The sequence below is a fragment of the Mesorhizobium amorphae CCNWGS0123 genome (genome assembly GCF_001686985.1).
Lineage (GTDB): Bacteria > Pseudomonadota > Alphaproteobacteria > Rhizobiales > Rhizobiaceae > Mesorhizobium > Mesorhizobium amorphae.
This window is the reverse complement of the sequence record NZ_CP015318.1, coordinates 158,373-180,899: the sequence shown is the minus strand read 5'-3', so window position 1 is coordinate 180,899 and position 22,527 is coordinate 158,373. Positions and strand designations below refer to the sequence as shown.

Genomic DNA, 22,527 nt, shown 5'->3' with positions numbered 1-22,527 from the left:
GTCTTTTCTCTCGGGCGACAGACTTCGGCACCGCCGGCCCACACGCTGAACATTAGCGGACCGTAAGCCCGTTAACCTTGAAAAATCCTTACCGCAAGCTTCGGATCACCCCTCACGGCAAATTCCATTGAGCCGAACGCAGCGGCATTTTTGTGGCAGAATCATGCCCTGCCGCCACTTTGCCGTGTGGTGACCGGGGCAATTCCAGGGTGATCATACGTTTTGACAGATCCGGACTTAACGGGGACTAGACAATGTCGCCACCCTGGTCATTGCCATCGCTATTGCCATCGTCCACTGGCGGCTGGGAACTCACTTGTTGAGCCGTTAGTGCTTGCAGGCGGGCCGCTTTGACCAGCGTAGGTTTCTCGTATTTTTTCATCTCAAATCCCCCTAAAGCGAAAGCTTAACTAGCAGTCGTTAAAGCAGGGTGTCTATGGCACCCAGTCCCGAACCCCAGGATAGTCTACTTTGAACCCGCAAGCGGTAGCGTCTGCTGCCACTTGCGGAAATGCGCATCGGCGTTTCGGTGAAACGGTGAACCGCCCTAGAGGCTACGGCCCATGGCCAGGTATTTCTCGCGGCGCTGCTCGCGGAAATCGGTGTTGGCGCCGGCAAAGTCCTTCATCGTCCTGGCGATTAGGTCGCCGGTGGCGGCGATCACCGTTTCCGGGGCGCGATGGGCGCCGCCGAGCGGTTCGGGGACGATGGCGTCGATGATCTTCATTTCGTAAAGATCCTGGGCGGTGATCTTCATGTTGGTCGCGGCATCCTTCGAGCGGGTGGTGTCGCGCCACAGGATCGAAGCAGCACCTTCCGGCGAGATCACCGAATAGATGGCGTGCTCGAGCATGTAGACCCGGTTGGCGGTGGCAATCGCAATGGCGCCACCGGAGCCGCCTTCGCCGATGACCACCGAGATCGACGGCACCTTGAGGCCAAGGCAGGCCGAAGTCGAGCGGGCGATGGCTTCGGCCTGGCCGCGTTCCTCGGCGCCGACGCCGGGATAGGCGCCGGCGGTGTCGACCAGGGTCAAAAGCGGGATCTTGAAGCGGTCGGCAAGCTCCATCAGACGCACCGCCTTGCGGTAGCCTTCGGGCCGCACCGAGCCGAAATTATGCTTGAGACGGCTTGCCGTGTCCGAGCCCTTCTCCTGGCCGAGCACCGCCACCGGCTCGCCGCGGAAGCGGGCGAAGCCGCCGACGATCGCCTGGTCCTCACCGAAATTGCGGTCGCCGGCCAGCGGTGTGAAATCGCTGAGCAAGCCCTTGATGTAGTCGACGCAATGCGGCCGGTCAGGATGGCGCGCTACCTGCACCTTCTGCCACGGCGTCAGTGCCTTGTAGGCATCGCGCAGCGCATCGCGCGAGCGTTTCTCCAGCCGGCTGATCTCGTCGCCTACATCGACGGCCTCGCCGTTCTCGGCAAGCTTCTTCAGCTCAAGGATCTTGCCTTCGAGATCCTGCACCGGCTTTTCGAAATCGAGGTAATTGTACATTCTTGAGCGGACCGGCAATTCGGAAGGCAATGGCTGGCGAAACCCTCGAAAACGGAGGCTCCGGGCGGTGGAACGTCGCCCTCACATAGCGATATGAGGCCTAGTCGGCAAGCGGATGATGATCATTGACCAGCCGCACCAGCCGCTCCTCCAGCACATGGGTGTAAATCTGCGTGGTCGAGATGTCGGAATGGCCGAGCAGCTGCTGCACCGCCCGGAGGTCGGCGCCGTTCTGCAAGAGATGGCTGGCGAAAGCGTGGCGAAGCACATGCGGCGAGATCTTCGCCGCGGTGATGCCGGCCCTGGCGGCGAGCCCCTTCAGGTCGCGGGCAAACACCTGCCGCGAGAGATGGCCGGTGTCGGAGGCGGCCGGAAACAGGAAAGAACTGTCGGCAAAAGCCGGCACGGTGGCTCTGGCGGTGAGCCAGGCCCGCATCGCGGTGCGCGCCTTCAACGACAGCGGCACCATGCGTTCCTTGTCGCCCTTGCCGCGCACCATGAAGAAACGGTCGTCGCGCAAGGCTACCGTCACCGGCAAGCCGACCAGTTCGGAGACGCGCAGGCCGGTGGCGTAGAGCACTTCGACCAGGGCATGCAGGCGCAGAGCCGCCAGGCTGTCGCCATCGTTCTGCGAGGTGTCACCTGCTTCCAGGGCCGCACGGTCGATCAGCCGGCCGGTCTCGGCCTCGCTCATCGTCTTCGGCAGCGGACGGCCCTTCTTCGGACTGTCCAGCGTGCCCGTCGGGTCGTCGCCGCGCAGGCCTTCGGCGTAGAGGAACTTGAAGAACTGGCGGATCGCCGACAGTTTTCGCGCCTGCGATGTCGGCGCAAAGCCGCGTTCGGCGATGTCGTCGAGATAAGAGCGGATTTCGGAGGCGCCGGCACCGGCAAGCCCGCCGTCTATCTCCTGCGAAGCGTCCTCGAGGTCGCGGCGATAGGAGGAGAGCGTGTTTTCGGCGGCACCTCGCTCGGCGCTCATCATTTCGAGAAAGGCTTCGATGCGAGCGGCGCTGTTCATTCTTCTGGATCGGTTTTCTTTTTTGATCAGTTCTTCTTGGGATTCAGCTTTTCCGGCGGGATGCGCACGCTCATCTCAGCCTTTTTCGGCTCGACGAACATCGCCAGCGCAAACATCGTACCATAGGCAATGCCGGCAAGAATCATCAGCGTCACGACAAAGCGAAACAGAGTCGGCATCAATCTTCGCCCGTCTTCTTGTTCTGCATTTCCAAACCCTGTGCCCTTATGGGACGCCAATCCGGCCAATTCAAGGACGAAGCTTGCGTGCCTCCTGCTTGACGCAAACAGGCTTTTGATGTCGATACGCCGGCAAAGAGGGCCTAGAAACATCATGGTCTCATGAACGCGTTGCCAGCAAATCCTCAAGGCGAAGGCCATGCCGAGCTGCTCGAGCGGCTGGGCGAGCGCTCGATCGTCTTTGTCGGCCTGATGGGTGCCGGCAAGACGGCGATCGGCCGCAAGGTGGCGGCGATGCTGGCACTGCCATTCATCGACAGCGACCAGGAGATCGAAAGCGTCTCGCGCATGACCGTGCCGGAGCTGTTCGAGCGCTACGGCGAGACGGAATTTCGCGCGCTGGAGCAGCGTGTCATCCTGCGCCTGCTGGAAAACGGCCCGCAGGTGCTGTCGACCGGCGGCGGCGCCTTCATGAATGCGCAGACGCGCGAGGCGATCGCCGGCCATGGCGTGTCGGTGTGGCTGAAGGCCGAACTCGACCTGCTGATGGAGCGCGTGTCCAAGAAGCAGAACCGGCCGCTGCTGAAGAACCCCGATCCGCGCGCTGTGCTCGAACGGCTGATGGCCGAGCGCTATCCGGTCTATGCCACGTCAAACATCACCGTGCCGACCCGCGACGACCGCAAGGAGGTCATCGCGGCCGAAGTTGTGAATGCGCTTTGCGGACATTTCGGCGTTGCTGAAATCGTGCCGAACGGCGAGGTGCGTCCATGAATACCGGCGAGACAGTCACCGTCGAGGTCGGGCTCGGCGAGCGTGCCTACGACATATTGATCGGCTCCGGCCTTTTGTTGCGCGCGGGCGCCGAGATTTCGCGCCGTTTGCCCGGCACGCGTGCTGCCGTCGTCACCGACGACAATGTCGCCGCTGCCCATCTCGAGACGCTGAAGGCCGGCCTGGAGCAAGACGGCATCCAGCCTGCCGTCATCACGCTTCCGGCCGGCGAAAAGACCAAGAGCTTTGCCTATCTCGAAGAGGTGGTGGACGGCGTGCTTGCCGCGAAGCTGGAGCGCGGCGACGTCGTCATCGCGCTCGGCGGCGGCGTCATCGGCGACCTTGCCGGCTTTGCCGCCGGGATCGTGCGGCGCGGCATGAATTTCGTGCAGATCCCGACGTCACTGCTGGCGCAGGTCGATTCCTCGGTCGGCGGCAAGACCGGCATCAACAGCGCACGAGGCAAGAACCTGGTCGGCGTTTTCCATCAGCCGAAGCTGGTGCTGGCCGACACCGGGGTGCTCGACACGCTGCCGATCCGGGAATTCCGCGCCGGCTATGCCGAGCTCGCCAAATACGGATTGATCGACCGTCCGGCCTTCTTTGCCTGGCTGGAAGAAAACTGGCGCGCGGTCTTTGACGGTGGCCCGGCGCGGGCTGAAGCCATCGCAGAGGCCTGCCGCGCCAAGGCCGATGTCGTCGCGCGCGACGAGTTCGAGACCGGCGACCGCGCGTTGCTCAATCTCGGCCACACGTTCGGCCACGCGCTCGAAGCTGCCATCCGCTATGACGGCGCCCGCCTCGTCCATGGCGAGGGCGTCGCCATCGGCATGGCGCTGGCGCATCGCTTTTCCTCGAGGCTCAATTTGGCGAGCCCGGACGATGCGGCACGCGTCGAGGCGCATCTCAGCGCCGTCGGCCTGCCCTGGCGGATGGCCGACATCCCCGGCGAACTGCCCGACGCCGAGGCGCTGTTTTCGTTCATCACCCAGGACAAGAAAGTGTCGCGCGGTGCGCTGACCTTCATCCTGACGCGCGGCATCGGCCAGTCCTTCATCGCCAGGGATGTGCCGGCCTCGGAAGTCTTGTCGTTCCTGAAAGAGAGCCACCCGGGTCAGGAAAGCCGACCTGGATGATGAACGAGCCCGGATGGATCGTCGCCGCCGTCCTTGCCGGCCTCATGCTGCTGGTCCTTCTCTTGCGCACGCGCTTGCTTGCCCTCTTTGGCTACGAGTTGCAGCCGATCGAGCCGCAGCGTTCGAGCCATGACGAATTGCGTGGCGCGGTCGACGATTTCCGCCGTGACGGCCAGATGGTGCGCGAGGATCGCGACCGTGTCGGCGGCCTGTTCGACCTCGAGGAGCTCGAAGTGTCCGACATCATGGTCCACCGCACCAATATGCGCTCCGTCAATGCCGACAATCAGCCGGAAGCCGTGGTGCGCGAGATACTTCAGAGCCCGCACACGCGCATGCCCTTGTGGAAGGGCTCGCTCGACAACATTGTTGGCGTGCTGCATGCCAAGGACCTGCTCAGGGCGCTCAACGAGGTCGGCAACGACTTTTCCAGGATCGACGTGATGAAGATCGCGTCGAAACCATGGTTCGTGCCCGACACCACGACGCTGCAGGAACAGCTCAACGCGTTCTTACGCCGCAAGGCGCATTTCGCCATCGTCGTCGATGAGTATGGCGAGGTCGAAGGGCTGGTGACGCTGGAGGACATCATCGAGGAGATCGTCGGTGAGATCGCCGACGAGCATGATATCGAGATCCAAGGCGTCAAGCAGGAGGCCGACGGTTCCGTCGTCGTCGACGGCACCGTGCCGATCCGCGACCTCAACCGCGCACTCGACTGGAACCTGCCGGACGAAGAGGCCACCACCATTGCCGGCCTTGTCATCCACGAGACGCAGTCGATCCCCGAGGAGAAGCAGGCCTTCACCTTCCACGGCATGCGCTTCGTCGTCATGAAGCGCGACAAGAACCGGATCGCCAGGCTGAGGATCAAGCCTGCCGGCGAAGCCTGATTGGCCCGCAAGTCGCCTCCAGCCATGCCATTGAAGGCCTCAGAACCCGGCGCAATGCCAAGCCTCACTCCGCGATCTGGCGGGTCGAGCGCTCGTTGATTGTCGCACCGGTCTGGGCATCGACCGCCGCCAGGCTGACCTCGTAGCCCCAGAGCTTTCGGATGTGGCGCAGCGTCGCGTCGCGGCTGGCCTCATCGAGGACGACGCCGTCCTTGACCTTGTGCTGCAGCCGCAAATGCCGGTCACCAAGCAGGTCTACATCCACGGCCTGGATGTCGGGCCGGTTTACTCCGACATCGTAGCTGTGAGCCAGCGCGGCGCGGATCTTCCTGTAGCCACGCTCGTTGTGGATCGAGGCGACTTGATAATGCGGTTGGTCGGCTGCGTCGCCAAGGACAAAGAACCGCCATTTCCGGATCAAGGTTGGACTGAGGTACTGGCGAATGAAGGACTCGTCGCGATGGTTCGCCCAGGCGTCGAGCAGGATCTCGCGCCAGTCGCCGTGTCCCGCGATGTCGGGAAACCAGTCGCGGTCCTCCGCCGTCGGCGCGGTCGCGATGCGCTGTATGTCCTGCATCATATCGAGGCCAAGCGCGTAAGGATTGACGCCGGAATAGCGCGGATCGTCGAAGGCCGGCTGGAAGATCACGTTCGAATGGTTGCGCAGGATTTCGAGCATGGCGCCTTCGTTGATCTGGCCCCGGTCGAACAGCATGTTCATGAGCGTATAGTGCACGAAGGTGGCACAGCCCTCGTTCATCACCTGCGTTTGGCGCTGCGGATAGAAATATTGCGCAATGATGCGCACGATCCTGACGAGTTCGCGCTGCCAGGGCTCAAGGACGACACTGTTCTTTTCGAGGAAGTACAGCAGGTTTTCCTCCGGCAGGTTGAGCGATTTCTTCGGATCGGCCATGCCCCGGTCCCTGTCGTCGATCTTCTTGTTTCCCTGCGCGGGCGGCAGCGTGCGCCACAAATCGTTGTAGGAACGCTCTTCGTATTCCAGGCGCTCACGCAACCCCTCGCGCTGCCGTTCCGAGGACAATTTCGGCGGACGACGATAGCGAAATACGCCCTGTTCCATCAGCGCATGCGCCGCGTCGAGAACCGCCTCCACCGCGGCAAGGCCATGCCGCTCCTCGCAGCGGGTTATGTAGCCCTTGGCGAAGTCCAGATAGCTCAGGATCGCCCCGGCATCCGTCCATTGCCTGAACAAATGATTGTTCTTGAAGAAATGGTTATGTCCGAGTGCCGCATGCGCCGTCACCAGAGCCTGCAAGGCCATGGTGTTTTCCTCCATCAGGTAGACGATGCAGGGGTTTGAGTTGATGACGAGTTCATAGGCCAGGCCGCGTCCGCCCTTGCGATAGAGCAGTTCCTCGTAGAGGAAATGCTTGCCGAACGACCAATGACGATACATCAGCGGCATGCCGACCGATGAATAGGCGTCGAGCATCTGTTGAGAGGATATGATCTCCATCTGCACCGGATAGGTATCGAGGTGCAGCTCTTCGATCGCGAGGGCCTGGATCGCCTCGTGGGCCCGCGACAATTTACCAAAATCCCAGTCAGATCCTGAAAACAGCAGACCCGGTTTGGTGGCTTGTCTGGCCATCGGCCCTCCTCAGGCGCTCTTGCGGGCAGGAGCCGGTTGCCTGGCGAAGAGCCGGCGAAAGACCGGGTATATGTCTGCCGGAGTGGCAATGCGGCTCATCTGGAAGTTGGGCCATTTCAGCTCGACCCTGCTGTAGGCGCGCCAAAGCGACGTCCCGTTTTCGGTGGCGCCGAATATATGGGTTTCTCGTTCGTCGATGATCTCTACATAGGCGAAGTACTGGCAAAGGCGCATGAGCCTGCGGTCCAGAAACTCTATGCATCGCTCGGAATCGGTGGCGAAATTGTCGCCGTCCGAGGCCTGCGCGGCGTAGATGTTCCACTCGTTGGCCGGATAGCGCTGTTCGATGATGCGGTGCATTTCGTCAAGCGCGGTGGAGACGATGGTACCGCCGCTCTGCGTGTTGTAGAAGAACGTGTCCTCATCCACTTCGTGCGCCTCGTGCGTGTGGCGGATGAAGACGATTTCCGTGCGTTCGTAGCGCCGCTTCAAGAACAGGTGCAGCAGCACGAAGAAACGTTTGGCCAGGTCCTTCTCGCGTTCGCCCATCGATCCGGAAACGTCCATCAGGCAGAACATGACGGCTTTGGCGTTCGGTATGGGCCGGGCGTCGAAGCGGTTGAACCGGATATCGACCGGATCGACAAAGGCAATTCGCCTGCGCCGACGTTCCAGCCGGTCAAGCTCCTCACGCAATCCTGCAATGCGCTGCCGCGTCGCCGCGCCGGCTGGTGCCGACTCAAGCGTGGCGATTTCCTGGAGGATCGCATCCAGTTCCGCCTGCTTCGGGCGCCTCAGCGCAATGCGCCGGCCGTGGCTGTTGCGCATGGTGCGACCGACATTGACGTTGGTTGGCGAACCGGTCGCGGCGAAGCCGGCCCTGCGCGGCTTGAAGGCAAGGATCTCCTTGAGATTGAGCTTGACCAGGTCGGGCAGTTCGAGATCCTCGAAAAAGAGCTCGAGCACCTCCTCGCGAGACAGAACGAAACGAAAATCGTCTTCCGACACCTTGTTGCCCGGGGCCCCTGCGCCGCTGCCCTGACCGGGCTTGGGGATCAGGTCTCCAGGGGAAAAATGCTTGTTGCCAGGAAGGATGTGCTGGCGCCGGCCGCTGGCCTTGTCGTCGTTGAAGCTCGGCTCGGCCGTTCCCCTTTCGGGCATGGGCACGGTGTGCTCGGCATCCACGTCGGCGATCCTGCCGCTGCGGATTTGATCGCGGATGCTTCGTTTCAATTCCTCGCGAGCACGCCTTAGGAAGCGCTGTCGATTGCTGAGGCTCTTGTCCTTCGGGTTCAGGCGACGGTCGATGAAGATCGGCATGGAAACCATCCGGGCCCTGTCAACCCGCCTTGTTCACCCGCATGTACCAGTCCACCAGCCGGCGCACCTGCCGTTCGGTATAGCCGCGCTCGACCATTCGCTGCACAAATTCGTTGTGGCGTTTTTCCGTTACGCTGTCCTGCTTGGAGCCGAAGCTGATCACCGGCAGGAGATCCTCGACCTGCCCGAACATCCGCTTCTCGATGACTTCGCGCAGCTTTTCGTAACTCGTCCATGACGGGTTGCGGCCGTGATTTTTTGCCCTAGCGCGCAGCGTGAACTTCACCACCTCGTTGCGGAAGTCCTTGGGATTGGCGATGCCTGCCGGCTTTTCGACCTGGGACAGTTCGTTGTCCAGGACCTCCCGGTTGAGGATCTGGCCCGTGTCGGGGTCCTTGTAGTCCTGGTCCTCGATCCAGGCGTCGGCATAGGCGATGTAGCGGTCGAAAAGGTTCTGGCCATACTCGCTGTAGGATTCGAGATAGGCTTTCTGGATTTCGTGGCCGATGAACTCAGCGTAACGCGCGGCGAGCTCCGATTTGATGAATTCGAGATATGCCGCTTCCGTTTCTTTCGGGAACTGCTCCCGCTTGATCGCCTCTTCCAGAATGTACATCAGATGCACGGGATCGGCGGCCACTTCCTTGGTGTCGTAGTTGAATGTCTGCGACAGGATCTTGAAAGCAAAGCGCGTGCTGACCCCCGTCATGCCTTCATCGACGCCGGCGGCGTCGCGATACTCCTGTACCGACTTCGCCCTGGGGTCGACCTCTTTCAGGTTCTCGCCGTCATAGGAGCGCATCTTGGTGTAGAGCGGCGAGTTGGAGTGCTCCGCCAGGCGGGTCGAAACGGTGAAACGGCTGAGAATGTCCAGCACTTCCGGGGCACAGGGGCTTGCCGCCAGCTCGCTCTCGCGCAGCAGCTTTTCGTAGATCTGCCTCTCTTCGGTGATGCGCAGGCAGTACGGCACCTTGACCACGAGGATGCGGTCGAGAAAGGCCTCGTTGTTCTTGTTGTTCTTGAACTGCTGCCATTCCGACTCGTTGGAATGGGCGACGATGATCCCCTGGTAGGGAAAGGCGCCGAAATTTTCGGTGCCGTTGTAGCTGCCTTCCTGGGTCGCGGTCAGCAGCGGATGCAGGACCTTGATCGGGGCCTTGAACATCTCGACGAATTCGAGCAGGCCTTGCGTGGTCCGGTTCAGTCCGCCGCTAAAGGAATAGGCGTCCGGATCGGACTGACTGAAATTTTCCAATTGCCTGATGTCGACCTTGCCGACCAGGGCCGAGACATCCTGATTGTTCTCATCGCCTGGCTCGGTCTTGGCAATGCCGATCTGGCGCAGCCGCGACGGCATCAGTTTGACCACGCTGAACTTGGAGATATCGCCGGACAATTCATCGAGGCGCTTGGATGCCCAGGGCGAGATGAGCCCGTTGAGGCGCCGCCGCGCTATGCCATATTTGTCCTCCAGCAGATCGCCCATGCGATCGGGATGAAACAGGCCAAGCGGCGATTCGAAAACCGGGCTGATCTGGTTGCCGACCTTCAGCGTGTAGATCGGGCGCTGCTCCATCAGTTTCTTCAGCCGTTCGGCAAGGGACGACTTGCCGCCGCCGACCGGACCGAGGAGGTAGAGGATCTGCTTGCGCTCCTCCAGCCCTTGGGAGGCATAGCGGAAATAGCCCGCAATGCGCTCGATCGTGTCCTCCATGCCGTAGAAGTCGGAGAAGGACGGATACACCTTGACGGTGCGGTTCGAGAAAATGCGGCCGAGCCGTTCGTCCTTGCTGGTATCGACAAGATTTGGCTCGCCGATTGCCTCGACCATCCGTTCGGGCGCCGAGGCATACATGGATTTGTCCTCTCGGCAGGCGAGCAGATATTGCTGGAGGCTGATCTCTTCCTGGGCTGCGTTCGCATAGACCTTCGAGAACAGATCGAAGACGTCGGATTGATTCTCGCGCATGATGTTTGCTCTCAGAGCCCCCATTCTGGGTGAGTCGGCTCATGATACATCCAACTGCCGGAAGGCATTGTGGTTCCCTTCACGTCAAGAAGAGATATGCACCGACTTTTAGGAAAGCACCCGATCTCGCCGAAATGCCCGCCTAAGAAATACGTGGTGATTGCCGGCGGCGCTTCAAGGGCAGATCTCGGTAGGTTTTCGCATCCGCCGCCGCGCATGCGTTTACAGGAGGCGATGGTTGCCCGGCTTTGGCGCAATTTCGCCTGGTGATGCCGCGTCGCAAGTAAACGCTCTCCTGGGCTGGATCACGTCAAAGTTCGCGCCGGGTCATTGCGGTGTGGGCATACGTGGGCTCAATTGCCCGGGGATCGCCAGGCAGGAGGGAATGCGATGAATGGGGCCGACGTACTGTGCGACGTGCTGCTGGCAAACGACGTGAATGTCTGCTTCGCCAATCCCGGCACTTCTGAAATGCACTTCGTCGCCGCACTCGACCGCAAGCCTGAGATGCGTTGCGTGCTCGGCCTCTTCGAAGGCGTGGTGACAGGTGCAGCCGACGGTTACGCGCGGATGACCGATCGACCGGCCGCGACGCTGCTGCACACCGGGCCCGGACTGGCCAATGGATTGGCCAACATCCACAACGCCAAGCGCGCCTTGAGCCCGATGATCAACATTGTCGGCGACCACGCCTCCTATCATCTGGCGCTCGATGCACCGCTTACCAGCGATATCGAGAGCCTCGCTTCGCCGATGTCGAACTGGGTTCGCCGTATCGAAGGTCCCGCCGATGTCGCAGCGGCCACCGAGGCGGCCTTCCGCGCTTCCCTTTCACCGCCGGGCATCGCTACCCTGATCCTGCCGGCGGACGCGGCATGGGGCGAGGCTCCTATCGTTTCGGCCCGCAAGGTGGAGCTCGCGCAGCCCGCCGTCGATATGGGCGCTGTGCAAAATGCAGCCGAGGCGATCCGTGGCGCCCCAGGCCGTGCCGGTATCATCGTTCGCGGACGCGCGGCGCGCGCCGATGCGCTGGCGATCGCCGGTCAAATTTCGGCAGCGCACGATGTCCGCTTGTTCAGCGAGGTTCTGGTCGCGCGGATGGAGCGTGGTCGCGGGCGGGTCGCGCCCATGCGCATCCCCTATCCGATCGATGCGGCAACGGCGCTGCTGAGCGATATCGACGTGCTGATCCTGGTCGGCGCGAAGGAGCCTGTTGCCTTCTTCGCCTATCCGGGAAAGCCGGGACGGCTGGTTCGAGACGGTTGCGAGGTGCTTTCGCTGGCAGCGCACGGCGAGGATTTGAAGGCGGCACTGGAGGCGCTTCGCGACGAACTCGGCATCAGGTCGACGCAGCAATTCTCCGCAGCAACGGGCTTTCCAGACGAGCCTGCGCCGCGCGGCAAGCTGACCGACGATGCGATCGCCCTTTCAGTGGCGCGGAAACTTCCTGCCAATGCCATCGTCTGCGACGAGGCGGTCACGTCGGCCCGGCGCTATTTCGCCCTGTCGGCCTTTGCCGCGCCGCACGACTACATGATGACGACAGGCGGATCGATCGGCGAAGGCATCCCGTTGGCAACAGGGGCAGCGATCGCGTGTCCCGATCGCAAGGTGATCAATCTCCAAGCCGACGGCAGCGGCATGTACACCGTGCAGGGATTGTGGACCCAGGCGCGGGAAAATCTCGACGTGGTCACGATCGTCTTTTCCAACCGGACCTACGCAATCCTGCATGGCGAGATGAAGAATGTCGGGGTGGGCGCGATCGGCGAGAATGCCAGGCGCATGCTCGATCTCGACCAGCCCGCGCTGGACTGGGTATCGCTGGCGAAGGGCATGGGCGTGGAGGCGGCCCGCGCCGACACGTGCGAGCGGTTCGATGCCCTGCTGGACAGCGCCCTGTCGCGCCACGGGCCGTTTCTCATCGAAGCGGTAATCTGACCGTTTTGCCCGCGGCGTTTCCAGGGAGCCGGGTTGAGCGGCATCGGTCGACGGGCAGTGCCTACCAGCGCGTCTGTTCGCCGGGTGCCGCCGGTTCGATTGCCAGCGCGTGGACGCCGGCTTTCAGCTCGTCGGCCAGCAATTCGTTGACGGCGCGGTGGCGCTCGATGCGGCTCATGCCGGCAAAGACGGGCGAAACGATGCGGACGCGAAAATGCGTCTCGCCGGTGCCGTCATAGGCGCCATGATGGTCCGAGCCGTGATGGTGGTGGCCAGCGTGGAGATGGCTTTCGTTGATAATGACCAGCCGTTCCGGCGAAAACGCCTTGTTCAGCTTGCCTTCCATCGTCGCCTGTATGGACATTGGAACTTCCCTTCACCACATCTAGAGCGTGTTCCATCCCGATGGAAACGGGATGGGGCTCTATCATTTTGTTTGAGCATGACCTTTTCCGAAAACCGGATTCCACTTTCGGATCATGCTCCGGCATTGCCGCAAAATTCGTCATTTGCCCGCTTTAAGCCGCGATTCAGCGGTTAGGGCGATGATCGCCGAAATGTCAATTCTTGTTTCGCACTAGCGAACAGCCCATAAATGGGTGAGATGAAACCGTATCCCAAATATTTCGAGAAGATCCGCATCCGGCCGGAGAAGGACGCGGAGCTGAAGTCGCGCTCGCCGATCTGCCAGTGGGACGGTTGCAAGGAGGCCGGCACCCATCGCGCGCCGGTCGGACGCATGAAGGAAGGCGAGTATTTCCAGTTCTGCTTCGATCATGTGCGCGAGTACAACAAGGGCTTCAACTATTTCTCCGGCGTGCCCGACAGTGAGATCGCCCGTTTCCAGAAGGAAGCGATGACCGGCCACCGGCCGACGTGGAAGATGGGCATCAATGGCGCTTCGACGCGATCCTCGCCTGACTTCGCGCAGCAGCGTTCCGGTCGCGCCGGCTACTACAACCGCATGCGCGATCCGTTCGACCTGTTCAAAGGTCCGAAGGATCCGCGCGAGGCGCGCGAGCGCAAGGCCAAGCCGCTTGAGGCCAAGGCACTGGAAACGCTTGGCCTTGATACAAAGGCGACTGGCAAGGATATCAAGGCACGCTATAAGGAACTGGTGAAACGCCACCATCCGGATGCGAATGGCGGCGACAGAGGTTCGGAAGACCGGTTCCGCGATGTGCTGCAGGCCTATCGCGTGCTCAAGCAGGCGGGATTGTGCTGAGCGACCATACGGTTCGTGTCGTTTTCCAACTTTCATAAGGTTGGAAAAGGCTCTAAGACCGCCCCCGGACAAAATCGATTGCCGGCGAAATCAGGCGTTTCGCCCGTGGAGACGTTGATAGAGATGAACAAGGTCGATCGCGACATCGCCAACCTGCCCGACACGACGGTGTCGGTGAAGGACAAATTCGGCTTCGACTCCAAGATGGTGGTACCGGCCTATTCGGTGACCAGCGAGCATGTGCCCGACGTCGATCCCGACTATCTGTTCGACAAGAACACGACGATGGCGATCCTGGCCGGCTTTGCCTACAACCGCCGCGTCATGGTGTCGGGCTATCACGGCACGGGCAAGTCGACCCATATCGAGCAGGTCGCGGCGCGCCTCAACTGGCCCTGCGTGCGCGTCAACCTCGACAGCCATGTCAGCCGTATCGACCTCGTCGGCAAGGATGCCATCGTCGTCAAGGACGGGCTGCAGATCACCGAATTCCGCGACGGCATCCTGCCCTGGGCCTACCAGCACAATGTCGCGTTGTGCTTCGACGAATATGATGCCGGTCGTCCGGACGTGATGTTCGTCATCCAGCGCGTGCTGGAATCGTCGGGCCGGCTGACGCTGCTCGACCAGAGCCGGGTCATCCGCCCGCATCCGGCCTTCCGGCTGTTCTCGACCGCCAACACGGTTGGGCTCGGCGACACCACCGGCCTCTATCACGGCACCCAGCAGATCAACCAGGCGCAGATGGACCGCTGGTCGATCGTCACCACGCTGAATTACCTGCCGCACGACAATGAGGTGAACATCGTGCTGGCCAAGGCCAAGCACTATCGCGACAGCAAGGGCAAGGACATCGTCAACAAGATGGTGCGCGTCGCCGATATGACGCGCTCTGCCTTCATCAATGGCGACCTGTCGACGGTGATGAGCCCGCGCACGGTGATCACCTGGGCCGAGAACGCCGAGATCTTCGGCGATATCGGCATGGCGTTCCGGCTGACCTTCCTCAACAAATGCGACGAGCTGGAGCGTTCGGTGGTGGCCGAGTTCTACCAGCGCGCCTTCGGCGAAGATTTGCCCGAATCGGCCGCCAATGTGGTGCTGGGCTAAACAGAGTCTCCATGGCGGGTCCGGGCGACAACACGCGCAACAAGTCGAAGACGGGGTCTGAAGCTGACAGCTTCAAGCGCTCGGTGACCGTCTGCATGCGCGCGATCGCCGGCGACAAGGATCTCGAAGTCGGTTTCGCCAAGGACAGGCCCGCACTTGCCGGCAGCCGCGCCCGCCTGCCCGAACTGCCGAAGAAAGCCTCCAGGACCGATATCGCGATCACCCGCGGCCTCGGCGATTCCATGGCGCTGAAGCGCGCCTGCCATGATGCACGCATCCACAGCAAGCTGGCGCCGGAAGGCAAGCTGGCGCGCTCGATCTACGATGCGGTCGAGCAGGCCCGCGTCGAGGCGATCGGCAGCCGCGCCATGCAGGGCGTCGCCGACAACATTGGCTCGATGCTCGAGGACAAATACGCGAGGGCCAACCTCATCGACGTCAAGGATAAGGCCGACGCGCCGATCGAGGAGGCGCTGGCGCTGATGGTTCGCGAGAAGCTGACCGGCCGCACTGTCCCGAAGAGCGGCGAGCGGCTGGTCGACCTCTGGCGCCCCTGGGTCGAGGAGAAAGCAAGCGCAGATCTCGACGGGCTGTCGGCCAAGCTCGACGACCAGCAGGCCTTCGCCCGCGTCGTGCGCGACATGCTGGTTTCCATGGAAATGGCCGAGGAGCTCGGCGACGACCAGGAGACCGAAGACTCCGAGGACAATGACGATAACCAGCCGCAAGGCGAAGAGCAAAGCGAGGAGGGCGGCGAGGACGATTCCGGCTCCGAGCAGTCGCAGTCCGATGATGCCGAAGCATCGGCCGACGATGAGCAGTCGGCCGAGACGGAGGCGTCCGACGCAACCGCCGACGATCTCTCCGACGATGACGATTCCGACGCGGAGACGCCCGGCGAGGCGCGTCGCAACGACAATCCCTTTACCAACCTGCCGAAAGAGATCGACTACAAGGTTTTCACGACAGCCTTCGACGAGACCGTTGGCGCCGAGGAGCTTTGCGAAGAGGAAGAACTCGACCGGCTGCGCGCCTTCCTCGACAAGCAACTCGCCAACCTCTCCGGCGTCGTCGGCCGGCTGGCCAACCGGTTGCAGCGCCGGCTGATGGCGCAGCAGAACCGCTCCTGGGATTTCGACCTCGAAGAGGGCTATCTCGATCCGGCCCGGCTGGTGCGCGTCGTCATCGACCCGATGCAGCCGCTGTCCTTCAAGCAGGAGCGCGACACCAAATTCCGCGACACGGTGGTGACGCTGGTGCTCGACAATTCGGGCTCGATGCGTGGCCGACCGATCACCGTCGCCGCCACCTGCGCCGATATCCTTGCGCGCACGCTGGAGCGCTGCGGCGTCTCGGTCGAGATTCTCGGCTTCACCACCCGCGCCTGGAAGGGTGGGCAGGCGCGCGAGAAGTGGCTGAAGGACGGCAAGCCGCCAAACCCCGGCCGGCTCAACGATCTGCGCCACATCATCTACAAATCCGCCGACCATCCGTGGCGGCGGGCACGCCGCAATCTCGGCCTGATGATGCGCGAGGGGCTGCTGAAGGAAAACATCGATGGCGAGGCGCTGCTTTGGGCGCACAACCGGCTGATCGCCCGGCCGGAGCAGAGAAAAATCCTGATGATGATCTCGGACGGCGCGCCGGTCGACGATTCGACGCTGTCGGTCAATCCGGGCAATTATCTCGAGCGGCATCTGCGTGCCATCATCGAACTGATCGAAACGCGCTCGCCGGTGGAACTTCTGGCCATCGGCATCGGCCATGACGTCACCCGCTACTACAGGCGCGCCGTCACCATCGTCGATGCGGAGGAACTGGCCGGCGCCATGACCGAGCAGCTTGCCTCTCTGTTTGGCGAGGAAAGCGCACGCGAGACGCGCCGCGGCGGCTATCGGCGCGCCGGATGAGCATTTCGGACGGGGGCCTCAGGCACACGATTTTTGCTGCTTGCATGCTGGCCGGCATGCTGTCGCCGGCGGTTGCTGCCGGACCGGACTCCGTCGAGCCGGTCGAAATCATGGCGCGACCGATAGGCCAATTCCGCATCGGCCATGACGACAAGCAGTTCGGGCCGCTCGAATTCGTCGGTGGACTGGAAATGACCTCGCCATCGCGCGATTTCGGAGCGCTGTCGGCCTTTCGCTTCCTGAAACCCGGCAGCGACTTCATCGGCGTCGCCGACACCGGCTTCTGGTTCTTCGGCAGCGTGACCCACGATGCCGACAAGCGTCCTTCGGGCATCCAGAATTTCCGCATGCAGCAGATGGTCGATGAGGCGGGCCAACCGATCGACAAGAAGTGGCAGGTCGATGCCGAGGGCCTGGCGGTCAAGGACGGCATCGCCACGGTCGGTTTCGAACGCAACCAGCGTGTCGCTCAGTTCAAGATCGATCCAGACGGCATGAAGGCGCCGTTCAAGCAATTGGATTTTCAGGTTCCGGCCAAGGAGTTGCGGCAGAACCGCGGCTTCGAGACGGTCACCCATGCCCATCCTTATGGTCAGCATGAGGGCGGGCTGGTGGTGGTGTCGGAAAAGAGCCTCGACAAGGCCGGCAACATCTATGCGGCAATCATCGAAGGGCCACACAAGGGCGTCTTCACCGTCAAGCGCAATGGCGATTTCGACATCACCGACGGCGCCTTCCTGCCGGACGGCGATCTTTTGCTGCTCGAGCGCAGCTTCTCGATGGCCGGCGGGGTGAAGATGCGGCTGCGGCGCATCTATGGCGAGAGCGTCGAGAAGGGCGCCGTCGCCGACGGGCCGGTGCTGCTGGACGCCGACATGGGCTACCAGATCGACAATATGGAAGGTCTGGATGTCTGGACCCGTGACGACGGCGCGCTGATGGTGTCGCTGATGTCAGACGACAACCATTCGATCCTGCAGCGCAACCTCTATCTGGAATTTGTCCTGCACGAGGATTGAGGCCGCCGGTCAAAACGAGCCCGCGATTTCGAGCCAGCAGGCCTATTTACCGTTGGTCGCGATCCAGATGACGTGGCGCGCGCCGCGCTTGCCGTTGGCGCGGGTGTTGACCTCCTCGACCGCGAAGCCCGCCTGCTTGAGCCTGCGCGCGAAACCGCTGTGCGGCCCTTGCGACCACACCGCCAGCACGCCGCCGGGCTTGAGCGCGGCACGGGCGGCACCGAGGCCGGCCGCACCGTAGAGCGCGTCGTTGCCCTTATGGACGATCCCTTCGGGGCCGTTGTCGACATCGAGCAGGATGGCGTCCCAGGCCGAGATATCCGAGCGGATGATGTGCCCGACATCGATCTCTCGGACAGTCACGCGGGGATCGTCGAGGCAACCATTGAAGATCTCGGCCATCGGGCCGCGCGCCCAGGCGACGACGGCGGGAACGAGTTCGGCGACGGTGATGCTGGCATCGCCGCCGAGTTCGGCAAGGGCGGCGCGCAGCGTAAAGCCCATGCCAAGGCCGCCGATCAGAATTTTGGGCTGCTTGCGGCCGGCAATCTTTTCACAGGAGAGACTGGCCAGCGCTTCCTCGGAGCCGCTGAGACGGCTGTTCATCAGCTCGTTGGTGCCGAGCATGATCGAGAATTCAGTGCCGCGCCGCTTCAGGCGAAGTTCTTGCCCGCCGTCCGGCGTCCTTGCCGAGTCCAGTTGGACCCAGGGGATCACGGCCTGTTTCCACTTTCTGGAATCATGGCTATGTCGCCAGCGCCGGTTGGTTCCAGCGGGCGGCCAGCAGCCGGTAGGGGATCAGCGCCACCACGGCGATGATCAGCTTCACCGAGAGGTCACCGAGCGCCCAGGACACCCAGCGCATCGTCTCGACCGGCAACACGCCCAGCAGCGGCGCCGTTTCGAGCGCGAAACTGTCGTTCGGGCCGGCAAAAGCGAAGGCAGCCGAGAAGGCGACGGTGAAGAACACGAGCGTGTCGAACACCGAGCCGACCAGCGTGCCGACGATCGGCGCGCGCCACCAGCTCTGCCGGCGCAGCCGATTGAACACGGTGACGTCGAGCAATTGGGCCGTCAGGAAGGCAGCGCCCGAGGCAGCCGCAATGCGGACCAGCCGGTCAGCGGCGGTCTCGAACTCGATCAGGCCGTGACGGAACAGGAAGGGCGGGACCAGGATCGAGCAGATCAGCGCCGTCATGAAGCCGATAAAGACGATCCGGCGCGCCACGGTCGGGCCATAGCGGCGGTTGGCGAGGTCGGTGACCAGGAAGGAGAAGGGGTAGGTGAAGGCGCCCCAGGTCAGGATGTCGGCCAGTGACAGGCCGCCGATCTGGCCCTGCATCGGGAACTGCACGAGGATGTTCGACGCCACGACGACAAGCGCCATGGCGGCCACGAAGGGCAGGTATCGCGAGAAGGAATTCATTTTTTTATCCTGGGTAATGGAACCAGCAAAGCGCCACCCAATCCGGACGGCGCTGCATTGCTCATATGTCTGGCCGAAAACCGTCTCGCGCCTTTGGGCTCAACGGCTCGGACGGTATTCCGTCCGAAGAACGTCTTAGGCCGCGGGCTGCTCGGCGAGCTTCTTGGTGATCTGCTTCTTCAGCAGGCGGGCGCGCTGCGACAATTCCTTGGCGTCGGCCTTGGCCAGGAACGCATCGAGGCCGCCGCGATGCTCGACCGAACGCAGCGCGTTGGCCGAAACGCGCAGGCGCACGTTCTGGTTCAGCACTTCGGAAATCAGCGTCACATTGACCAGGTTCGGCAGGAAGCGGCGCTTGGTCTTGTTGTTGGCGTGGCTCACATTGTTGCCGGTCATGACGGCCTTGGCAGTGAGTTCGCAAGTGCGGGACATGGTTCTAACCTTCAGTTCTCGGTCTGGCCAAACCATTCAACCCGCGCCGGGTGGCGCGCGGTCTCGGTCAGGCGGCCTTATGGAAAAAGTTGGCGTTCCATAGTTGCATTTCGTTGGCGCGTCAAGCTCCGGCATGCCTGGCGCCTGTTTCATATAAAGGCCGGATTCTGGCCTATAAGCGGTCGCAAAGGGACATGCCAGCCTGAAGTTGCCCGCCTTCCGGCTGAAATCGAGGATCGATCCACCGCCATGCTCCGGACGCCATATGCCCTCTGCGCCTTGCTTGCCACCGCCCTGCCGAATGCTGCCGCCGCGGCGGCGCCGCAGTCCTTCAAGGGCGAATATACGGTGTCGTTCCTCGGTCTTTCGGTGGCCAGGGCGACGTTCTCCAGCAGTTATCAAGGCGATACCTATTCGATCAACGGCACGGTCTCCGCCGCCGGTCTTGCCAAGCTGTTCGACGACACGAAGGGCACCATCTCGTCGAAAGGCATCATTTCCGGCAAGCGGATGCAGCCTCAGGCTTTCCGTGCCGACTACACGTCGGGCAAGAAGGCATCGGTGGTCGACATCCGCTTCGCCAATGGCGCCGTCACCGCCACCAAGGTCGTCCCTGCGCCAGGCAAGCGCGATCCCAAAAGCTGGGTTCCGCTGGGGGCCGGCGATCTATCGTCGGTGCTCGATCCGATGGCGGCCACCGTCATCCATGCCGACAGTCTCGACAATGTCTGCGGGCGCACGGTGAAGTTCTACGACGGCGAGATGCGCGCCGACCTGACGCTGACCTACGCAGCGAAAGGCTCGATCTCGGTGCAAGGCTACAAGGGCGACACGGTGACCTGCCGCATGGGCTTCGAGCCGGTGGCGGGCTATCGCAAGGGCCGCAAGGCTTTGAATTACCTGAAGAACCGCAGCAAGATGATGGTGACGTTTGCGCCAGTCGGCCAAAGCGGGGTATATGCGCCGATCCGCGCCACGGTCGGCACACAGATCGGCACACTGACCATCAGCGCCGGGCGTTTCGAGGCAATCAACTAGGCGCCGTCGCGCGCCGCCGGAGACGGGCATGGGGCGCGCAACGCTGATCGGGTTCTCGGCAGTCGCCATGTGGGCGTTGCTGGCGCTGCTCACCGACGCGTCCGGGCAGGTGCCGCCCTTTCTGTTGTCGGCCATCACCTTCGCCATCGGCACCTGCGTCGGGCTGGGCGCGCGAATGGTGATGCCGGTCTCCGGAAAAGTCGAGAAAATCCCGCCGCAAGTGTGGGTGATCGGCATTGTGGGCCTGTTCGGCTACCACTTCTTCTACTTCACCGCGCTGCGCAACGCGCCGGCGGTGGAGGCGAGCCTGATCGCCTATCTGTGGCCGCTGCTGATCGTGCTCGGATCGGCGCTGATGCCGGGCGAGCGGCTGGCCTGGAACCATGTCGTCGGCGCGCTGCTGGGGCTTGCCGGCACCGTCCTCATCGTCACCAAGGGTGGCGGGCTCGCCTTCGACGCGCGCTATGCCTTCGGCTATGCGATGGCCGGCGTCTGCGCGCTTTTGTGGTCGGCCTATTCGTTGCTGTCGAGGCGGTTCCCGTCGGTGCCGACCTCGATCGTCACCTGGTTTTGCGCGGCGACTTCGGCGCTTTCGCTGATCTGCCACCTCTTGCTGGAAAAAACAGTGCTGCCCGACGGTGCCGGCCAGTGGTTGGCCGTGCTTGGTCTCGGGCTGATGCCGGTGGGCGCCGCCTTCTACGCCTGGGACATCGGCGTCAAGCGCGGTAACATTCAGGTGCTGGGCGCGGCAAGCTACGCCGCGCCGCTTTTGTCGACGCTGGTGCTGATCGCGGCCGGCGTCGCCGAGCCGTCGCTGCGCATCCTCGCCGCCTGCTTGCTCATCACCGGCGGTGCCGCACTGGCGGCGAAATCGCTGTTCATGCGCAAGCCGGCGACAGGCGAGGCCAGCGCATGACGATGCCGTTTCCCGGCGGCATCGACGCCAACGCCAATGCGACACTGGTGTTCTCGCTGGTGGCGGCGGTGATCTATGCCTTCACGCTCGGCATGCCGCCGCGGCTCGCGCGCTCGGCGACAAAGACGCTTGCCGTGGCGATGCTGGCGGTGCTGTCCTTCATGCAGGGCGGGCCATGGCTGCTCGTCGCGGCGCTGGCGCTGAGTGCTGTCGGCGACGCCTTCCTGTCGCGCGACGGCGAAAAGGCCTTTCTCGGCGGGCTGGCCAGTTTTCTGGCGGCGCACATCCTCTATGTGCCGCTGTTCCTGCATAGTGGCGGCGGGATGGGGCTGCTCGGCACCGAGTCATGGCGTGGGGCGATTGCGCTGGCGATGGCGTCATTCGCGATCGTCATGCTGGCCGCCCTTTGGCGCCGTGTCGGCCCTACTTTGCGTCTCCCGATCGGCGTCTATGTCGCCGCGATCCTCGCCATGGGAATATCGGCGCTCACCACCAGCAGCAGCCTGGTGATCGGGGGCGCCATTCTGTTCATGGCGTCGGATGGGCTTTTGGCCACGGAACAGTTCCTGCTTGCGGCCATCTCGCCCCGCATCTGGATGCGCTACGCGGTCTGGACGCTTTACTACGCCGCCCAGCTGGTCATCACCTTGGGATTCCTGCTCAGCTAAGACCTTTCCGGCTGCCAGCCGGGTTCGGCCATCTCGAAGGCGGCGAAGTCGAAGCCCGGCGCCACGGTGCAGCCGACCAGCGTCCATTCGCCAAGGCTGCGCGCCGACTGCCACCAGCCGGCGGGCACCACGATCTGCGGCCGCTCGCCCGCCGCAAGGGCGGTGCCGAGCACCTGCTCGATCACGGTGCTGCCTTCCTCATACATCGACAGCGCCAGCGGTGCACCGGCATAGAAATGCCAGACCTCGGCCGCATCCTTGACCCGGTGCCAGGCCGACAGTTGATCCTCTTCCAGAAGGAAGTAGATCGCGGTCGAGTAGCCGCGCGCACCTTCCGCGCCATCGCGAAAGGTTTCCGCGTACCAGCCGCCTTCCGGATGCGGCTTCAGGCCGAGCGTGGCGATGATTTCGGCGGCGCTTGTCATCGGCTGGAGGCCAGC

The 22,527-nt window shown here is 62.8% G+C and carries 23 protein-coding genes; 11 read left to right on the top strand and 12 right to left on the bottom strand.

Annotation, left to right across the window (positions count from 1 at the left end; all coding sequences use genetic code 11):
- Nucleotides 1-247: 247 nt before the first annotated feature.
- The 4 genes from A6B35_RS37110 to A6B35_RS00815 form a co-directional block, all read right to left on the bottom strand.
- Nucleotides 248-382 (bottom strand): hypothetical protein, encoded by a 135-nt coding sequence (locus tag A6B35_RS37110; RefSeq protein WP_280110128.1) that lies wholly within the window; start codon nt 380-382, stop codon nt 248-250.
- 165 nt (nt 383-547) lie between these two features.
- A complete protein-coding gene (locus A6B35_RS00825; RefSeq protein ID WP_006200259.1) occupies nt 548-1,498 on the bottom strand; it encodes an acetyl-CoA carboxylase carboxyltransferase subunit alpha in 951 nt (316 codons plus the stop codon).
- A gap of 100 nt (nt 1,499-1,598) precedes the next feature.
- The gene (locus A6B35_RS00820; protein ID WP_006200258.1) at nt 1,599-2,516 is read right to left on the bottom strand and encodes a site-specific tyrosine recombinase XerD; all 918 of its coding nucleotides are present in this window, start codon (nt 2,514-2,516) and stop codon (nt 1,599-1,601) included.
- A gap of 26 nt (nt 2,517-2,542) precedes the next feature.
- Nucleotides 2,543-2,695, bottom strand: coding sequence for a hypothetical protein (locus tag A6B35_RS00815; RefSeq protein ID WP_006200257.1), 153 nt, complete (start codon nt 2,693-2,695; stop codon nt 2,543-2,545).
- 162 nt (nt 2,696-2,857) lie between these two features.
- Here A6B35_RS00815 and A6B35_RS00810 point away from each other — a divergent pair, with 162 nt between their 5' ends.
- From A6B35_RS00810 to A6B35_RS00800, 3 genes are read left to right on the top strand one after another with little or no spacing between them, the layout of a single operon-like run.
- Nucleotides 2,858-3,469 (top strand): shikimate kinase, encoded by a 612-nt coding sequence (locus A6B35_RS00810; RefSeq protein WP_006200256.1) that lies wholly within the window; start codon nt 2,858-2,860, stop codon nt 3,467-3,469.
- Nucleotides 3,466-4,605, top strand: a complete 1,140-nt coding sequence (gene aroB, locus A6B35_RS00805) for a 3-dehydroquinate synthase (protein ID WP_006200255.1) — start codon at nt 3,466-3,468, stop codon at nt 4,603-4,605. Before A6B35_RS00810 ends, aroB begins: the two co-directional genes overlap by 4 nt.
- Nucleotides 4,602-5,498 carry an HlyC/CorC family transporter gene (locus tag A6B35_RS00800; protein ID WP_006200254.1) on the top strand — a complete coding sequence of 299 codons (897 nt, stop codon included), beginning with the start codon at nt 4,602-4,604 and terminating at the stop codon, nt 5,496-5,498. Before aroB ends, A6B35_RS00800 begins: the two co-directional genes overlap by 4 nt.
- A gap of 64 nt (nt 5,499-5,562) precedes the next feature.
- Here the strand turns inward: A6B35_RS00800 and A6B35_RS00795 are convergent, their stop codons facing one another.
- The 3 genes from A6B35_RS00795 to A6B35_RS00785 are packed head-to-tail and all read right to left on the bottom strand — an operon-like array spanning nt 5,563 to nt 10,402.
- On the bottom strand, nt 5,563-7,113 hold the full coding sequence (locus A6B35_RS00795; protein WP_006200253.1) for a SpoVR family protein: 1,551 nt from the start codon (nt 7,111-7,113) through the stop codon (nt 5,563-5,565).
- A 9-nt stretch (nt 7,114-7,122) separates the two neighbouring features.
- On the bottom strand, nt 7,123-8,433 hold the full coding sequence (locus A6B35_RS00790; RefSeq protein ID WP_040582070.1) for a YeaH/YhbH family protein: 1,311 nt from the start codon (nt 8,431-8,433) through the stop codon (nt 7,123-7,125).
- Nucleotides 8,434-8,452: 19 nt separating this feature from the next.
- Nucleotides 8,453-10,402 (bottom strand): PrkA family serine protein kinase, encoded by a 1,950-nt coding sequence (locus A6B35_RS00785; protein WP_006200251.1) that lies wholly within the window; start codon nt 10,400-10,402, stop codon nt 8,453-8,455.
- A 390-nt stretch (nt 10,403-10,792) separates the two neighbouring features.
- Between A6B35_RS00785 and A6B35_RS00780 the strand changes: the two genes are divergently transcribed.
- Nucleotides 10,793-12,343 (top strand): acetolactate synthase large subunit, encoded by a 1,551-nt coding sequence (locus A6B35_RS00780; protein ID WP_006200250.1) that lies wholly within the window; start codon nt 10,793-10,795, stop codon nt 12,341-12,343.
- Nucleotides 12,344-12,404: 61 nt separating this feature from the next.
- Here the strand turns inward: A6B35_RS00780 and A6B35_RS00775 are convergent, their stop codons facing one another.
- Nucleotides 12,405-12,707: a BolA family protein gene (locus A6B35_RS00775; protein WP_006200249.1), complete on the bottom strand. Its 303-nt coding sequence runs from the start codon at nt 12,705-12,707 to the stop codon at nt 12,405-12,407.
- A gap of 231 nt (nt 12,708-12,938) precedes the next feature.
- Here A6B35_RS00775 and A6B35_RS00770 point away from each other — a divergent pair, with 231 nt between their 5' ends.
- The 4 genes from A6B35_RS00770 (at nt 12,939) to A6B35_RS00755 (ending at nt 17,607) form a co-directional block, all read left to right on the top strand.
- Nucleotides 12,939-13,568, top strand: a complete 630-nt coding sequence (locus tag A6B35_RS00770) for a J domain-containing protein (RefSeq protein ID WP_040582048.1) — start codon at nt 12,939-12,941, stop codon at nt 13,566-13,568.
- Nucleotides 13,569-13,691: 123 nt separating this feature from the next.
- Entirely contained in the window at nt 13,692-14,678 is a 987-nt protein-coding gene (gene cobS, locus A6B35_RS00765; RefSeq protein ID WP_006200247.1) for a cobaltochelatase subunit CobS, read from the top strand.
- Between the two features lie 11 nt (nt 14,679-14,689).
- Complete coding sequence (gene cobT, locus A6B35_RS00760; RefSeq protein ID WP_006200246.1) at nt 14,690-16,588, top strand: cobaltochelatase subunit CobT; 1,899 nt, start codon at nt 14,690-14,692, stop codon at nt 16,586-16,588.
- Nucleotides 16,585-17,607: an esterase-like activity of phytase family protein gene (locus tag A6B35_RS00755; protein ID WP_006200245.1), complete on the top strand. Its 1,023-nt coding sequence runs from the start codon at nt 16,585-16,587 to the stop codon at nt 17,605-17,607. Before cobT ends, A6B35_RS00755 begins: the two co-directional genes overlap by 4 nt.
- Nucleotides 17,608-17,649: 42 nt before the next feature.
- On the opposite strand, the gene A6B35_RS00750 is transcribed toward A6B35_RS00755, so the two are convergent.
- From A6B35_RS00750 to rpmB, 3 genes are all read right to left on the bottom strand, one after another.
- Nucleotides 17,650-18,324: a spermidine synthase family protein gene (locus tag A6B35_RS00750; protein ID WP_006200244.1), complete on the bottom strand. Its 675-nt coding sequence runs from the start codon at nt 18,322-18,324 to the stop codon at nt 17,650-17,652.
- Between the two features lie 28 nt (nt 18,325-18,352).
- Nucleotides 18,353-19,033 carry a queuosine precursor transporter gene (locus tag A6B35_RS00745; protein WP_006200243.1) on the bottom strand — a complete coding sequence of 227 codons (681 nt, stop codon included), beginning with the start codon at nt 19,031-19,033 and terminating at the stop codon, nt 18,353-18,355.
- Between the two features lie 135 nt (nt 19,034-19,168).
- A complete protein-coding gene (gene rpmB, locus A6B35_RS00740) occupies nt 19,169-19,465 on the bottom strand; it encodes a 50S ribosomal protein L28 (protein WP_006200242.1) in 297 nt (98 codons plus the stop codon).
- Between the two features lie 249 nt (nt 19,466-19,714).
- On the opposite strand from rpmB, the gene A6B35_RS00735 reads away from it, so the two are divergent.
- Genes A6B35_RS00735 through A6B35_RS00725 form a run of 3 tightly spaced genes read left to right on the top strand, consistent with a single transcriptional unit; the run spans nt 19,715 to nt 22,087 of the window.
- Nucleotides 19,715-20,503 (top strand): DUF3108 domain-containing protein, encoded by a 789-nt coding sequence (locus A6B35_RS00735; RefSeq protein ID WP_006200241.1) that lies wholly within the window; start codon nt 19,715-19,717, stop codon nt 20,501-20,503.
- Nucleotides 20,504-20,531: 28 nt separating this feature from the next.
- Nucleotides 20,532-21,419, top strand: coding sequence for an aromatic amino acid exporter YddG (gene yddG, locus A6B35_RS00730; RefSeq protein ID WP_006200240.1), 888 nt, complete (start codon nt 20,532-20,534; stop codon nt 21,417-21,419).
- Nucleotides 21,416-22,087 (top strand): lysoplasmalogenase family protein, encoded by a 672-nt coding sequence (locus A6B35_RS00725; RefSeq protein WP_006200239.1) that lies wholly within the window; start codon nt 21,416-21,418, stop codon nt 22,085-22,087. The genes yddG and A6B35_RS00725 overlap by 4 nt, the downstream gene beginning before the upstream one ends.
- Here the strand turns inward: A6B35_RS00725 and A6B35_RS00720 are convergent.
- Nucleotides 22,084-22,512, bottom strand: a complete 429-nt coding sequence (locus A6B35_RS00720; RefSeq protein ID WP_006200238.1) for a cupin domain-containing protein — start codon at nt 22,510-22,512, stop codon at nt 22,084-22,086. The genes A6B35_RS00725 and A6B35_RS00720 overlap by 4 nt on opposite strands.
- Nucleotides 22,513-22,527: the final 15 nt, after the last annotated feature.